This window comes from Paenibacillus filicis (genome assembly GCF_038070315.1).
GTDB lineage: Bacteria > Bacillota > Bacilli > Paenibacillales > NBRC-103111 > Paenibacillus_G > Paenibacillus_G filicis.
In genome coordinates this window covers 122,137-136,097 of the sequence record NZ_JBBPCC010000010.1, presented here as the reverse complement: position 1 = coordinate 136,097, position 13,961 = coordinate 122,137, and the positions used below count along the sequence as shown (strand labels likewise).

Genomic DNA, 13,961 nt, shown 5'->3' with positions numbered 1-13,961 from the left:
AAATAATAAGGGCAAGCGGTCAGCTCTTCTGCAGCTCCGCGATCTTACGCGCGGACGGCAGGAACACCACAGCGATCATATTCAGCATGGCGATCACGAAAATCGCGACGAATACGGCCTGCATCCCGCCTGCCAGCTCGGCTTTGGTATGCATGATCAGATGGCTGTTGAACAATACACCGAAGATCGCTACGCCGACTGTCTGTCCGAGGGAACGCATCAGCGAGTTCGTGGCGGTTGCGACACCACGCATCTCCCAGCCGACGACGGACTGGATCAATACCGTCTGCGGCGTCGAGAGACAGCCCATCCCGAAGCCGATGACGGTCAGAATTGCCGTGATCGACCAGAACGGTGATTCGATGCGCAGCGACATCAGCCAGAGGCTGCCAAGCAGCACCAGCAGCGACCCGAAGACGATAAAGCGCTTGGCGCCCAGCCTGTACATCAGCTTGCCTGCCAGATTGGAAGCGATGGGCCATGCCAGCGACATCGACATCACCATCAGCCCGGACTTTGTGGCCGTATAGCCGAGCAGCGTCTGAATCCACATCGGGGCATAGATCGTCGTTCCCGTCGATATCGAGAAAGCGAGGAAGCCGCTGAGATTGGACACATTCATAACCCCGCTCTGGAACAGCGCCAGCGGAATCATCGGCTCCTCAGCGCGCTTCTCGATAGCGATAAAGGCCAGCAGCGCTGCCAGTGCTACAACGAACAATATCCAGATGACCGGTGAGCTCCACGGCAGGCTCTCTCCCCCGCTAAGCAGCGCATACAGCATGGCCGAAATCCCGAGTGTGAACGCGATCGCGCCCGCATAATCAATGCGCTTGCGCTTCTTCTCGAAGCGTTCATGAAGAAAGCCGAATACCATGATGAGTGAGACGATGCCGATCGGGATGTTCATATAGAAAATCCAGCGCCACGATAAATAATCCACAAAATATCCGCCGACCAGCGGCCCCAGCAGCCCGGCCACTGACCAGACGGAAGCGAATAATCCCTGCATCTTGCCCCGCTGCTCGCCGGGGTACAAATCCCCGATAATGGTGAACGTGACCGGTGTCAGTGCGCCCGCTCCGATCCCCTGCAGGGCGCGGAACCAGATCAGGCCGGTCATCGATTCGGCCATCCCGCACAGCACGGAAGCCAGTACGAAGACGATCAGCCCGGTTATAAAGACGGATTTCCTGCCGTACAAATCCGTCAGCTTGCCGAAGATCGGCGTCGCCACGCACGTCGTCAGCGTATAAATGGAGAACACCCAGGTGATCATGCCCAGTCCGCTCAGCTCCTCGACCATATGTGGCGTCGCGGTGCTGACGACTGTCACGTCAAGCGCTCCAATAAATAGGGCGGCCAGCAGCCCCAAGGTCACCATCTTGCGGTTGGTTTCCTTCCCTGGTCCAGATCTTACATGAGTACGGTCCATTCCGGTTCTCCTGTCCTTCATCTACCTTTTAGAACATGTAAATAGTGCTATGTCAGGTTTGAATGATAGTCATGCTAACAAACCGCCCGAATATTGTCAATACATCCTTCATTATGTAAGAAGCATACAGGAAGGGCTCTACTTCTTCTCCAGCTCCAGAATCCCCATCTCCAGACATGTTCGGACGGACAAGGTTTTCTCTCCTTCATCAAAGCGGATCCGGACACGGTCCCCATCTGTCTGCATAATCTCACCTTGTCCGAATTTGCGGTGCTTGACCTTCACGCCAGCCCGCAGAGCCGCACTCTCCGCAATCGCATCGGGAGATCGCACGGCCACAGGCTTCACCACCTTGACCGATACCGCAGAGCCGATTGACCCGGATCCGGCCATGCTCCTTTTGCGGTTCGAAGCTCCCGGATCGTCCAAGCTTCTTTTCCGGCTTGCCGCTCCGGGCTTAACCCCTCTCGGCCCACCTGATGCTCCGCTCCGTGTCACAGCCCCCGGTTGCGCCTTCCCCTCCTCGTCTTCGGCATCCGGGTTCACAATCCTGCGCACACCAGTGACGAACGCCGACTCCGTTACCTTGGCCCCATCCCGTTCCCGGTACGTAATCAGCTCCAGCTCAGTCCGCGCCCGGGTCATCCCTACGTAAAATAGCCGGACTGCCTCCTCCATCGCCGCGCTGCCAGCCTCGCCCTTCTTGTCCTTGTCGTCCGAAGAAGGTATGATGCCGTCGATTAGGTCGATCATATACACGCGCTTAAATTCCAGCCCCTTGGAGCTGTGGAAGGTAGAACAGGTTACGGCATTGTGGCTTTTGCGTGCCCTAGACTGCCTGAGTACCGTCTCCAGATGCTTCAAGCGCTTGGCGAAATCCTCCAGCGTGTCCAGCGGCTCCGCAATTTCCTCCAGCGTGTTGAGGATGCCCATCAGATACTCCTTGCGGAAGCCTAGACGCTCGCACATCCGGTCAATTGCCTTCTCATAACCGAGCTTGCCCCGGATCGTCCGGATGGCCTCACGCGGCGGCATCGTATTCAACTCCCGGAAGGTTGTCTTGGCTTCCTCCAGCAGCTTGTGCTGATAGTCCTTGAGCTCCACATGCGCGGTCAGGTTGTCGAACACCGACTCCCCGTTGCCGATCATCTTCAGCGCCGCGATCTGCTGCTTCGTAATGTAGCCTGCCAGCTTCATATGTATTTTCTCCAGCAGATCCGGGCGCTTGTCCGTATAGGACATCCTCATGAAATTCAGCACATCCTCTACGACCCAATGGGAGAAAAAGCGCAGATCCGCATCCTTCATATAAAAAGGAATGCCGGCCCGATCGAACGCATTCATAAGTCCAATTGCCGATGAATTATTGCGGTACAGAATAGCGATCTCGCGCAGCTCTTCCTCGCCGGTAATCGCCCTGACGAGATAGGACGCCTGAAAGGCGTAGCTGCTCAGACTACGGATCGTAACTTCATGGCCCTCCGGATTATGCGTAAACATGTTTTTGTCGTAACGGTTCTGATTGCGCTTGATGAACCGATTCGCCGTGTCAACGATATGCCGGGTCGAGCGGTAATTTTGCTCCATGAACAGCGTCTTCGCGCCGGGATACGCATTGCCGAACTGCAGCAGGTACGACGGGTCCGCTCCGCGCCAGCTGTAGATCGACTGGTCGTCGTCGGCGACGACGCACAGATTCCGGTGTTTTCGTACCAGCTTCTCGATGATCGCATGCTGGACCGCAGACGTATCCTGGCTTTCATCCGTCAGCACATAGTCGTACCTGCACTGGTACTTGGCCAACAGGAACGGCTCCGTCTCCAGCGCCTGATGGGCCACCGTCAGCATATCGTCGTAATCCAGCAGCAGCTTGTCCGCACCGCTGCGCTTGAACGTCTCGTATGCGCGCAAAATAGAGTGCGCCTCCCGCACCTCGCACGGCACGGTAGCCCACTCCTCCTGACGGATCAATTTGTTCTTGATCAGGCTGATGTAGGTCGTTAAATCATCCATCTGCTCCTCCGTGATCGTCCCCCCGACGATGTTCCCGAACAGATGGCGCAAAATCATCTTCTTGTGAAGCGGCGGCTGCTCCTGTCCCGCGAGCTCCTGCTCCTCATCAGGACGCAGCTCCCCCTCGATAATCCGATAGGGGGTTCCCGTACGCCACATATAGTCGCGCACAACTTCGAAGGCGAGGCTGTGGATGGTCGAAAAGTCGACTGGAGGAAGTCCCGGGAAAAAGCGCGCGAAGCGCTCCTTCATATCCGTCGCCGAAGCGCGGCTGAACGTCACCGCTTTGATCCGCGACGGGGCTACCCCCTTCTCCTCCAGCAAATAACCGATGCGCATAATAACGGTGGTCGTCTTGCCCGACCCTGGCGATGCCAGCAGCAGCAGCGGACCTTCCGTCTGCAGCACCGCCTGCTGCTGAACCTTGTTCAGCGTGACGCCGACCTCTGCCGATTTACGGCAAAAAAAACGTTCGCCGCTCGATGCTTGCGCCAGGTTCTCCTCCATGCTCCGCCCGGCGGCAGACGTATACCGGATTTCGGTCTCATGCCGTCTCCCGCTTTCCGCTTCTAACGCGATACCTGCCCCTGCGCCTGAAGCGTCGTAGACTCCCGATTCCCTGCGATTCTCCGGCGCTTTTGATGCCTGTATGTTCATACCTTCGCTTGCCCCTTTACCTGCAACGCACTGTGCTATTCTAGCTCCAGTATAGCACAAGCTGTCCAGCGCCGGTCCGTTCTTACTTTTCCACGGTCGTGGACTTGCGGAAACTAAGCAGTTCGGTGACCGTAACGAACCGGTATCCTCGTTCCTTGAGTTCCGGCAGGATTCGCTTCAGAGCCTCGATCGTCTGGGTCCGGCCCTCCACATGATCGTGGAACAGAACGATATCACCGTTGCGGGCATTATTCAGCACCTTGTTGACGATCTTATTTACCCCCGGCGTGTTCCAATCCTCGGTGTCCTGATGCCAGGACCACATGACGACGAGATAGCCGGCTTTTTTGGCGGCACGGACGACATTTTCGCTGTAATATCCGCCGGGAGGCCGGAACAGCCTGGTTCTCAGCCCGGTCGCATCCGCAATCACCCGTTCGGCCTTGACCAGTTGATCTTCGATTTTACTGTCCGGCATGTTTTTCTTGAAGTACACATGGCTGTACGTATGATTCGCAATTTCATGGCCTTCCGCTATTTCCCGCTTGACGAGCTCGGGATGCTGCTCGACTCGTTTCCCCACAACGAAGAAAGTGGCTTTAGCTTCATATTGCTTGAGCAGATCCAGAATTACAGGTGTATCCGTTTCATCCGGTCCGTCATCGAAGGTCAGTGCAATCACCTTCTCCTCGCTAGGGACCTCCCACACGACCTCACCGCGAGCTTCGTAGTAGGGTCGGCTGTTCGTCTGCTTACGCGGAGCCGCGTAAGCCTGCGGAAAGCCAAGTAAAGCGATCAGGACCAAGGTCATCAATAAGCTTCCCAATAAGCGCAATCGCAATGCCTTCTCCTCCTTCTCTGCAACAAATATAGGATAAGCATGTGACCGTCAAACTATGTTCCCTTTAATATCCTGTTATGAGATCTGCGCTCTTTGCAGACCCTGTCACAGGGAAGCCATCCAACGATCGGAGGAACAACAATGGTCCGCAAGCCTGCCTGGCTGCTCCACATACTCGCTGTTATGACCCTATTGGCCTTATTCTTACCGGACTCTCAGGTCTTGGCAGCGCCCGTCGCCCTCCTGACGGTCAAGTCCTCGTCCGGGGCAGCTTACGAATCCCGGCTGGCTGTCGATGCCTCCCGGCTGGTCAAATCCATCCACGCAGCGCGGGCCCGGCGGACGGAACAAAACCTTAAGGGTTCGGAAACCGGGAATGCTCCCGTATTCGATACGTATCTGAAGCTGTCATCCAGCGGAGCAGGATCGGAAGAGATATATCTGCTAAATCGCAGAGGAGATCTATACGAGGAAGCGACCCACCAGCTGCTGCCGCTCGACGCCAAGACCGGAGCCTATCTGAAGGAGCAGGCCGGGCGTCTCCGAACCATGCATTATGGCGCGATACACCCTTGGCCGCACGCCTCGACTTTACTGCCCAAGATGACCAAGTTCACGATCACCGACCTGGAGACGGGTCTGTCCTTCCAGGCACAGCACCGTGCCGGACGGCAGCATGCGGACGTTCAGCCGCTGACGAAGGCGGATACGGCCGTTATGAAGCAGATCTACAACGGCGTGTGGAGCTGGGAACGCCGGGCCGTTCTGGTGCAAGCGGGAGACGGTCAGCGGCTGGCGGCTTCTATGGCGGGGATGCCACACGGGGGAGACGGGATTCCAGGCAATGACTTTTCCGGGCACTTCTGCCTGCACTTCCTGGGCAGCACCACCCATGGCTCGGCCCAAGTCGATCTGGAGCATCAGCTGATGGTCCGCAAGGCAGGGGGCGCTCTGGACGATTATTTCGGCCGCGCCGGGGCGGAGGAGGTAGCCGCTGCGTATGTAGCCGCCATCCATCTGCGGGATTCCCAGCTGCTCAAGCTGAGCTTTGGCAGCCTCCGGCATCCGCAGCTGGAGGAAACGATGCGATGGATGCACGGCCTGGCCGCGATCCGTCCGTCCAAGAACCAGCCGGTACAGAGCGGCTCTATCAACGGGAACGGGCTGTTGGCCCTTGATTTCCCTATACAGGTGGAGCTGACCCGCAAGGAGCGGAAGCCGGAGCATACCACCCTGATGTTTCGCCTGCGCAGGCTGTCTCCGATCGACTCCTGGCACATCGAGTCTGTCGACAAGCGCTCATAATGGCGAGCAAGTCTGGCAGAATGCTTTTTTACAGTTCTCAATCCATATTCTCAATCAAGGTGGAAATGTCGATACCAAGAAGCTCATCTCCACGCTCACGAACAACGCCTGGAATAATCGGTGGCATTCCGAGTGTTTGCAACGATCTGCATGCCTGCATCTATCGTTTCAACTACACAATGGAATGCCCTCCATCCACATGTAACACGCTGCCCGTGCTAAATCCGTTCCGGATGAGATAGAGCACACTTTCGGCGACATCCTCAGCGGTCCCGATCCGATTGACGGGGAGAACACTGGCTACATGTTCGAAGAACTGATTACGGGTGGTAACATCCATACTGCTGTGAGCCGGTGTGTCGATAATGCCTGGAGAAACCACATTGACCCGAATAGGCGAGAGCTCGAATGCCAGAGCCTGCCCCAAAAAGGTGACCGCTGCATTCACCGAGCCGAGAACCACTGTTTCTTTGGCTGGCTTGAATGCGGCTGCACCCGAAAACAACGTAACCGAGCCTTCGTTCGACAGCCAAGGCGCTGCATGCTTAACTAACTGGTAAGGACCGAAAAATTTGCTGGCGAACAATCCCTTCACGGTCTCCATCTCAGACTCTTTAAAATCGACCAAGGAAGTTTCTGAAGCGCTAATCACGAGATGATCGAACTGCTTGATCCGCTGGTCGAAGAACTGTTTCACCTGCAGTTCATCCATCATATCCAGAGCATAACCCTCTACATTCTCCGCATAAAGAGAGAAGCCTTCTCGTGCAAGGTCTAGCTTTGTCTGGGATCGTCCAACAATAACAACCTTAGCCCCTGCTTCCAGCAGCAGACCGGCGGTTGCCAATCCAATACCGGAGCTGCCTCCAACAATCAACACTTTTTTTCCATGTAGGGATACCATTTTACTTTCTCCTCCTTATTAGTTGGTTGACCAACCAATTTATAAAATAAAGCATTAAGTGAACGAGAGATACATTTCACTTAATGTTTCATAAGCCGCATTCAGATCGAAGCTCTCGTCAGTCAGCTTGCGCAGAGCCAGCCCGTCAAACGCGGCGGTCAAAGTAGCTGCGATCGCTTCGTGATTGACGCCTTCTTTTCGGGCAAGAAGAGTGGAGAGTTCGGCGATTTTCCGCTGTTCCTCCTGTAATAGTGCATTCACATGCGACTTTACAGTAGAATTATTTAGTCCATTCGAATACAGTTCGAACCGCAGGCGGTACATATCTAAATCCGCAAATAACCGTTCCTTACCTAGCTTTAAAACGTGTTCGGTTTGCTGAATGTCCTTCGCCCGACGGAGAATTTCGTCCCAATCCTGAAGGCATTGGCGCTTAGCTTCCTCTAGCACGGCCAAAATAAGCTCTTCCTTGCTTTTGAAATAGTAGTGGATCAAGCCTGGTGCGACACCGGCAGCTTGAGCAACCAGTTTGATCGAAGTAGCTTTGATACCATGCTCGATCAATAAATCATGCGTCTTGGCGATAATAAGATCCCGATTATTTAATGGCTCTGTAATTATGTTTCCCCCTTCACTTGTTTGGTCGTCCAACCAAGACTAACAGCTTCCACCGGACTAGTCAAGTCAGCATGAACATAGATAAAGATCCTTTTTCGAAGAAACTTTTTTGATCATACACACCCAACCACCTTGATTCGCGTCATGTAAATTAACATATTTAATCCCATGAAATCCAACTTGCTACCTTTCATTCCTCCATCTTTTTTCTTTCACATGTCAGGTAAATTCACAATATATTATTGAAAATGAATGATTTTCACGATATATTTAGTACATACGGATATTCAAACAATCATTTCTCATTCGCCTTGTCATATATTTTTCAAATTGTGGAATGGGGCTGGCTATCATGCAAAATGAAACACCATCAGTCGACATTGATGACATTGATCGAAAAATCATTCATGAACTTACTACTAACGGTAGAATATCTTACACAGATCTTGGGAAAGAAATCGGACTGTCGCGTGTTGCCGTTCAAGCTCGCATTCATACGCTTATGGATAGCGGCGTGATTGAGCAGTTTACGGCGGTGCTGAATCCGGCTAAAGTAGGCATAGGTGTGACGGCTATCTTCAATATCGAGGTGGAGCCGCTGCAGATGCAGGAGGTAGCCAGTAAGTTGTCGGCTCAACCGGCCGTAACCAACCTGTACCATACGACCGGTCCGAGCAAGCTTTATATGCACGGTCTATTCGCTACCAATCAGGAGATGGAAGCCTTTCTAAGGGAGAAGCTATATACACTGCCAGGGATTACAAGCGTGGATTGTCAGGTGCTGATCACTCGCTACAAAAGCCGCGTAGGTCTACCGCTCTAGCTTGGAGCCGGACGATTTGCCGTGATTACCCCTACATCTCCTGACGCCTCGCCCATCCAATTGGATGGTCTGATTTTTATCGGAATGGATGGTTACGACAGCTCCGATTGCTGCTATAGTCTAGGGGGAACAAGGACGGCAGAGAGGTGAGGAGCCTGTGCAGCAGCTCTATATATATTACTTGGTATTCGCTACGATCCTGTTGATCGGCGCCGTTTCGACCATTATGGTCGGGGTCTCCAAGAAAAACAAAGAAGGCAATCCTTCTTATGATAGCAAAACCAAAGGAAATTGGTCCCGTTTATCGTGGATTTATATTGTCGTGATCGTGCTCGGTTATGTGGCTTTAGTTGCCTATATCGTGCAGTCCAGCCCGGGCTCGTCCGGCTAAACTTACACCAAATCTCAACAGGACCGCTCCCACAAGGAGCGGTCCTCTTTGGCGTTGTCCAACCCGCTTGGTTTTATTTGACAGAATTCCTTCTCCTGCTATACATTTAACTAGAAATCCTATCTGAATAAGGAGTGTTTATACGATGTCCTCTGTGCTCCCTGATGATTTGAAGCTTGGACCGGTGAAGCTGAAGGTTTCCGACTTGACGCGTTCTCTGGCTTTCTATACGGAAATAGTCGGCTTGCGTCTGCTGCACGAAACGCAAGGCGAAGCCCAGCTGACCGCGGATGGACTCACACCGCTGGTCGTCCTGCGGGAAGTCGCCGATGCGCAGGTAACCGCGCGCAGGTCCGCCGCAGGCTTGTATCACTTCGCGATTCTGCTGCCTACCCGCGAGGCTCTAGGGCTTACCCTTCGTCATCTGATCGGGACGGGAATTCATATCGGCCATTCGGACCATCTGGTCAGCGAAGCTCTATATATTACCGATCCCGACCATAACGGCATAGAAATTTACAGTGACCGCCCTCGCGACACCTGGCGCCGGGACACTCAAGGCCACTATATCATGGCCAGCGATCCGATCGACCGGGATGGCCTCGTGGCGCTAGCGGAAGGCAAGGAGTGGAACGGCCTGCCGCCTGGTACCGTAATCGGCCATATCCATTTTCACGTTCAAAGCCTGGACAGCTCCAGACGCTTCTATTGCAATGTGCTCGGCTTCGATATCGTAGCCGATGCCAGCAGCCGGGGTGCGTTGTTCATCTCTGCTGGCGGGTACCACCATCATATCGGCCTGAATATTTGGGCTGGAGAGCACGCTCCGATTCCGCCGGCTCAGGCAACAGGCCTGGACTATGCAACGGTCGTCTTCCCGGACGAAGCCTCCCTTCGTCAGACCCTGGACCGGCTGGGCAGCGCCGGGATCGCGGTAGCGGAGCAGAACGGGTTCCGGTCGGTGACCGACCCATCAGGCATTACACTCCGCCTGGTAACTGTTTAAGTGCAGCAAAAGACCGCTCCCGGCAGGAGCGGTCTTGATCTCTATCCTTGGCTATGAAATCCGGTCCGTATGTGACATGATCGCCGCTGTTAGCGAAAGCGTTCCACGTCCGGCGCTTTGGACGTGACCGAGCAGCCCCTCTCCGGCTCCAGCGCCCGGCCCGCTATACGTTTGTAGGCCATCCAATGCTGCTGATCGCTGGAGAAAAATCCCTCTCCGACGATCGATTGCAGCGCTTCTCTCAGCCGCTGCACCTCATTTAGCAAATAAATCATATCCTGCTCCCTCAATTGCTGGGCTTCTACGCGTTCCCGAATTTCCCTCACCCTGTTCATATACCGTTCTCCTTCCCCATGAGATACCCCGTCTCTGGCTCTGAAGCTTATGCGGACTTGACCGGCTTGGCATGAAAAAAAGACCCCGGCTATCCGCTGCCTCCGCTCGAGACAATCAAGGACCAGCCCCCAGGGTCTTCCCCATAAAAAAAAGACCCCACCAATCACGGGTCATTGCTGCAACATGTTGGCTTGCATGCCGACTGACCCATCTTCCGCTGACGAGGTTAGCTGTCGGGCTCGGGAAAGATGGTTCCCTACATGAATCATGATTCGCCCCAAATGCAAGTGGTTCCCCCGCTTTCCAGTGACTGGCACCGGAAATTAAGCTAGTTTTATAGTACGGAAATCCTCCGCATTAGTCAATAAGCAAAGCCTTGGGTTTGTCCCGCTGCCCGCAGCACTGGCGGAATTCCAGCCTGCGCTGCTGCCGTGTCAACCCAGCGGACGCTCGACGGCGAACTGCTCCCCGAGCCGGGCATAATAGCTGCCCGCCAGACGGCTCACCGGGCGTAGCTTCTCTGCCAGGATGTGGCCTTGCTCATAGATCTCCTCCGCCAGATGAAAGCGGACGACCCGGCCGATCAGCAGATCGCAGGCGGGCTCGCCGCCCGTCCCGCCCAGCTCCAGACTCTGCTCCAGCACGCATTCCAGCCTTACCTTCGCTTCCATCAGCCTCGGCACCGGTACCGCCTCGCTGGGCACCAGCGAGAAGCCGGCCTGGATTACTTCGCTCTCGTCCGACGGGAGATTCGCAGCCGTTTCATTCATCGGAAGGACGATCGACTCGTCAGGGATATGGATGACAAAGGCCCCCGTATGTATGGCATTTCTCGCCGTATCCTTCATCGCACCCTGCTTCCGCTGGACGGATACCGAGACCAGTGGCGGCTGGCTCGATACGATGGAAAAGTAACTGAACGGAGCCGCATTCACCACGCCATCCGGGGAGAGCGTCGTCACAAGCGCGATGGGCCGCGGGATAATACTGCCCGTCAGCAGCTTATAATTATCTCGCTCGCTTTGCGTCGAAGGATCGATCACGATCATAGCAGCCGCTCCCGGAGCCAAGCTGCGGCCGCCCGAGCCTCCGTCGCCGTCAACTGATGGCCGGATCGCTCCCAGTGAACCGTAACATCCGCCCCCGCTTGCTCCAGCAATCCTTGCAGCTCCTCAGTCTCCAAAGGTGAGCAAATCGGGTCATGGCTTCCTGCGCCGATAAATACCGGCGTACCACTCAGAGCTGGAAGCTCAATGCCCCGTCTGGGTACCATCGGATGGTGCAAAATCGCTCCGCTTACGGCCTGTGGATAATGGAACAGCAGGCTGCCGATCAAATTCGCTCCGTTGGAATAGCCCACGGCAATGACCCGGCTGCGGTCGAATCCATATTGAGCCGCAGCCTCCTCCAGGAAATCGTACACTTCCTTCGTCCGGAAGATCAGATCCTCTTCATCGAATACGCCTTCGGCGAGCCGCCGGAAAAACCGCGGCATGCCGTTCTCCAGCACATTTCCTCGAAGACTCAGCACGGAAGACTCAGGCGACAGAAGGCCGGCCAGCGGGAGCAGATCGCGTTCTGTGCCGCCCGTTCCGTGGAATAAAACCAGCGTCGGGGCGTCAGGATTGGCGCCTTTCTCGAATAGATGCTTCATGATCATTTCCCCTCCACGACGCGGACCTGGATGGGCCGCAAGCCTGCTTGGATCTGTGCGCGATGCGGCTCATACCACTCGGGCAGCATCAAGGTCTCGCCCAATGATTCCGCAGGCTCGTCGTTGGCAAATCCAGGAGGGTCGGTAGCGATCTCGAACAAGATGCCGCCGCCCTCGCGGAAATAGATCGCATTGAAATACTGGCGGTCGATGATGGAGGTCGGACGATAGCCTTTCTCCGCCACGAGAGCCTGCCAGCGGGCATGATCTTCGAAGTCTTGAGCACGCCATGCGATATGATGCACGGTGCCCGCGCCTCCGGTTCCCCATTCCGCCGCTGCCAGCGGAACATCGATCACATTGCCGATATCTCCGGAAGCCTGGAAGCGTGCGTACCCGCTGTCTTCTCCCTCTCTCTCCAAACCCAGGACATGCTGCAGTGCATCCATGGTAGCCGCAGGCTTCACACTATACAAGACCGCTCCGCCAAACCCCTTGATCGCCTGATCCGGCGTCAGACCGTCGAAGGACCACGAGCTCGGCTCTCCCTCCGAACGCTCGACCAGCTCCAGATTCAAGCCTTCATTGTCAGTGAACTGCAGATAGGTTTCTCCGAAGCGTTCCACCTGCTGTGTCTGAATGCCGAAGCCTGCCAGCCGTTGCTCCCAGAAGCTCAGCGAGCCGACAGGTACGGCGTAAGAGGTAATCCCGACCTGCCCGCCTCCGATCCGCCCCTTGGGCGAACCGGGGGAAGGGAAAAAAGTAATAATGGTGCCGGGACTGCCGCTCTCGTTGCCGAAATACAGATGATACACTTCAGGAGCATCGAAGTTGATTGTCTGCTTCACGAGCCGCAGGCCAAGAACTCCTGCATAGAAATCCACATTGGCCTGAGGATCGCGGGCGAAGGCGGTAATATGATGAATGCCGGTTGTTTGCTGAGACATAGTAATTCCTCCTTGGTTTTCTTAACTGTTACCTATTGTTTACTCAGGTTCCCCGATTATTGCAGCAGGGCGTCTAGCGAGATAGCACCCGCGCCAGTCAAGGCGATACCGACGACGACCGCGATCAGCACCAGCGGATATTCGTAGCCGTTAGCGGTGACCCACAAGCCGTTCTTGCCATGTACCTTGACAATCGCGCCAAGCATCGTCAGCGTGATCAGCACCGCAGCAACCGGTGTAAACAACCCCGCGGCGAACAGCGCCCCTCCGATAAGCTCCATCAGACCCGCCATGACAGCCATTGCCACCCCCGGCTTGATGCCGATTGAGTCCATCCAGCCCCCGGTGCCTTTCGGACCGTAGCCGCCGAACCAGCCGAACAGCTTTTGTGCCCCGTGACCTACGAACAACAATCCTACGACCACACGTACAATTAATAATCCCCATGCCATCATGTGAATCATCCTCCATTATTTTTAATTTAATAATCTTTATTTTAAGATATGAGTCAAAAAAAGAGCTAGAACTGCGTATCACCTTGAAGCTAGCCCTCTTCCGCCCCTCTACCAAGCTTCTTCAACAGCCGGATCGTCTCCTGCTTCTCCTGCTGGCTGAGCCCTTGAGTCAACCCGTGGATTGCAGCCGCGTGCGCGGGGAAAATACGATCAAACAGCTCCGTGCCGGCCGCGGTAATTTCGGCAAAGATGATCCTTCGATCTTCTTCGCAAGGTACGCGCTTCAGCAGCTCCTTCTTCTCCAGCTTGTCGATATTGTAAGTGATGCTTCCGCTCGTCATGAGAATTTTCTCGCCGATCTGCTGCAGCGGAATTTTTCCCTTCGTATACAGAACCTCGAGGATCATGAATTCGGGTGGAGCCAGATCATGCTGCTTCATATCTTTAACAGCCTGGTCCATGATCGTCCGGTATGCCTTGGAAAGCACCACGAAGGTTTTCAGGGAAACGGCGTGCTCGTCATCCAATCGAATCGTCATCGCTCTCACCCCCTCTTTATCTTTGATTTAATTATCT

The 13,961-nt window shown here is 55.0% G+C and carries 15 protein-coding genes and 1 riboswitch; of the genes, 4 read left to right on the top strand and 11 right to left on the bottom strand.

What is annotated here, in order from left to right:
* Positions 1–19 precede the first annotated feature (19 nt).
* The 3 genes from WMW72_RS16630 to WMW72_RS16620 all read right to left on the bottom strand — a co-directional run bounded on the left by WMW72_RS16630 (position 20) and on the right by WMW72_RS16620 (position 4,916).
* A complete protein-coding gene (locus WMW72_RS16630; protein ID WP_341416640.1) occupies positions 20–1,435 on the bottom strand; it encodes an MDR family MFS transporter in 1,416 nt (471 codons plus the stop codon).
* Between the two features lie 138 nt (positions 1,436–1,573).
* Positions 1,574–3,955: an ATP-dependent helicase gene (locus WMW72_RS16625; RefSeq protein ID WP_341416765.1), complete on the bottom strand. Its 2,382-nt coding sequence runs from the start codon at positions 3,953–3,955 to the stop codon at positions 1,574–1,576.
* A gap of 232 nt (positions 3,956–4,187) precedes the next feature.
* On the bottom strand, positions 4,188–4,916 hold the full coding sequence (locus WMW72_RS16620) for a polysaccharide deacetylase family protein (protein WP_341416764.1): 729 nt from the start codon (positions 4,914–4,916) through the stop codon (positions 4,188–4,190).
* Positions 4,917–5,087: 171 nt separating this feature from the next.
* Here WMW72_RS16620 and WMW72_RS16615 point away from each other — a divergent pair, with 171 nt between their 5' ends.
* Positions 5,088–6,251, top strand: a complete 1,164-nt coding sequence (locus tag WMW72_RS16615; protein WP_341416639.1) for a hypothetical protein — start codon at positions 5,088–5,090, stop codon at positions 6,249–6,251.
* Between the two features lie 172 nt (positions 6,252–6,423).
* Here WMW72_RS16615 and WMW72_RS16610 read toward each other — a convergent pair whose 3' ends face one another.
* A complete protein-coding gene (locus WMW72_RS16610) occupies positions 6,424–7,155 on the bottom strand; it encodes an SDR family oxidoreductase (RefSeq protein WP_341416638.1) in 732 nt (243 codons plus the stop codon).
* 54 nt (positions 7,156–7,209) lie between these two features.
* Positions 7,210–7,806, bottom strand: coding sequence for a TetR/AcrR family transcriptional regulator (locus WMW72_RS16605; protein WP_341416637.1), 597 nt, complete (start codon positions 7,804–7,806; stop codon positions 7,210–7,212).
* Between the two features lie 319 nt (positions 7,807–8,125).
* Between WMW72_RS16605 and WMW72_RS16600 the strand changes: the two genes are divergently transcribed.
* The 3 genes from WMW72_RS16600 to WMW72_RS16590 all read left to right on the top strand — a co-directional run bounded on the left by WMW72_RS16600 (position 8,126) and on the right by WMW72_RS16590 (position 9,993).
* On the top strand, positions 8,126–8,596 hold the full coding sequence (locus WMW72_RS16600) for an Lrp/AsnC family transcriptional regulator (protein WP_341416636.1): 471 nt from the start codon (positions 8,126–8,128) through the stop codon (positions 8,594–8,596).
* 157 nt (positions 8,597–8,753) lie between these two features.
* Positions 8,754–8,987 carry a hypothetical protein gene (locus WMW72_RS16595; protein WP_341416635.1) on the top strand — a complete coding sequence of 78 codons (234 nt, stop codon included), beginning with the start codon at positions 8,754–8,756 and terminating at the stop codon, positions 8,985–8,987.
* A 145-nt stretch (positions 8,988–9,132) separates the two neighbouring features.
* Positions 9,133–9,993, top strand: a complete 861-nt coding sequence (locus tag WMW72_RS16590; RefSeq protein WP_341416634.1) for a VOC family protein — start codon at positions 9,133–9,135, stop codon at positions 9,991–9,993.
* 89 nt (positions 9,994–10,082) lie between these two features.
* On the opposite strand, the gene WMW72_RS16585 is transcribed toward WMW72_RS16590, so the two are convergent.
* The 6 genes from WMW72_RS16585 to WMW72_RS16560 all read right to left on the bottom strand — a co-directional run bounded on the left by WMW72_RS16585 (position 10,083) and on the right by WMW72_RS16560 (position 13,924).
* Positions 10,083–10,328: a hypothetical protein gene (locus WMW72_RS16585; protein ID WP_341416633.1), complete on the bottom strand. Its 246-nt coding sequence runs from the start codon at positions 10,326–10,328 to the stop codon at positions 10,083–10,085.
* A gap of 203 nt (positions 10,329–10,531) precedes the next feature.
* A riboswitch (cyclic di-AMP (ydaO/yuaA leader) is annotated at positions 10,532–10,669 on the bottom strand.
* Positions 10,670–10,763: 94 nt separating this feature from the next.
* Positions 10,764–11,378: a flavin reductase family protein gene (locus WMW72_RS16580; protein WP_341416632.1), complete on the bottom strand. Its 615-nt coding sequence runs from the start codon at positions 11,376–11,378 to the stop codon at positions 10,764–10,766.
* A complete protein-coding gene (locus WMW72_RS16575) occupies positions 11,375–11,983 on the bottom strand; it encodes an alpha/beta hydrolase (RefSeq protein ID WP_341416631.1) in 609 nt (202 codons plus the stop codon). Before WMW72_RS16575 ends, WMW72_RS16580 begins: the two co-directional genes overlap by 4 nt.
* 2 nt (positions 11,984–11,985) lie before the next feature.
* Positions 11,986–12,930 carry a ring-cleaving dioxygenase gene (locus WMW72_RS16570; protein WP_341416630.1) on the bottom strand — a complete coding sequence of 315 codons (945 nt, stop codon included), beginning with the start codon at positions 12,928–12,930 and terminating at the stop codon, positions 11,986–11,988.
* Between the two features lie 56 nt (positions 12,931–12,986).
* A complete protein-coding gene (locus tag WMW72_RS16565) occupies positions 12,987–13,385 on the bottom strand; it encodes a DoxX family protein (RefSeq protein WP_341416629.1) in 399 nt (132 codons plus the stop codon).
* A gap of 89 nt (positions 13,386–13,474) precedes the next feature.
* Entirely contained in the window at positions 13,475–13,924 is a 450-nt protein-coding gene (locus WMW72_RS16560; RefSeq protein ID WP_341416628.1) for a MarR family winged helix-turn-helix transcriptional regulator, read from the bottom strand.
* Positions 13,925–13,961 lie beyond the last annotated feature (37 nt).

What these genes read in the sequence shown, in the direction of transcription:
- WMW72_RS16625 (WP_341416765.1), bottom strand. Translation starts at nt 3,955, where the DNA reads ATGGAGGAGAACCTGGCGCAAGCATCGAGCGGCGAACGTTTTTTTTGC.
- WMW72_RS16585 (WP_341416633.1), bottom strand. Translation starts at nt 10,328, where the DNA reads ATGAACAGGGTGAGGGAAATTCGGGAACGCGTAGAAGCCCAGCAATTG.
- WMW72_RS16620 (WP_341416764.1), bottom strand. Translation starts at nt 4,916, where the DNA reads ATGACCTTGGTCCTGATCGCTTTACTTGGCTTTCCGCAGGCTTACGCG.
- WMW72_RS16580 (WP_341416632.1), bottom strand. Translation starts at nt 11,378, where the DNA reads ATGATCGTGATCGATCCTTCGACGCAAAGCGAGCGAGATAATTATAAG.
- WMW72_RS16590 (WP_341416634.1), top strand. Translation starts at nt 9,133, where the DNA reads ATGTCCTCTGTGCTCCCTGATGATTTGAAGCTTGGACCGGTGAAGCTG.
- WMW72_RS16600 (WP_341416636.1), top strand. Translation starts at nt 8,126, where the DNA reads ATGCAAAATGAAACACCATCAGTCGACATTGATGACATTGATCGAAAA.
- WMW72_RS16610 (WP_341416638.1), bottom strand. Translation starts at nt 7,155, where the DNA reads ATGGTATCCCTACATGGAAAAAAAGTGTTGATTGTTGGAGGCAGCTCC.
- WMW72_RS16630 (WP_341416640.1), bottom strand. Translation starts at nt 1,435, where the DNA reads ATGGACCGTACTCATGTAAGATCTGGACCAGGGAAGGAAACCAACCGC.
- WMW72_RS16615 (WP_341416639.1), top strand. Translation starts at nt 5,088, where the DNA reads ATGGTCCGCAAGCCTGCCTGGCTGCTCCACATACTCGCTGTTATGACC.
- WMW72_RS16575 (WP_341416631.1), bottom strand. Translation starts at nt 11,983, where the DNA reads ATGAAGCATCTATTCGAGAAAGGCGCCAATCCTGACGCCCCGACGCTG.
- WMW72_RS16565 (WP_341416629.1), bottom strand. Translation starts at nt 13,385, where the DNA reads ATGATGGCATGGGGATTATTAATTGTACGTGTGGTCGTAGGATTGTTG.
- WMW72_RS16570 (WP_341416630.1), bottom strand. Translation starts at nt 12,930, where the DNA reads ATGTCTCAGCAAACAACCGGCATTCATCATATTACCGCCTTCGCCCGC.
- WMW72_RS16560 (WP_341416628.1), bottom strand. Translation starts at nt 13,924, where the DNA reads ATGACGATTCGATTGGATGACGAGCACGCCGTTTCCCTGAAAACCTTC.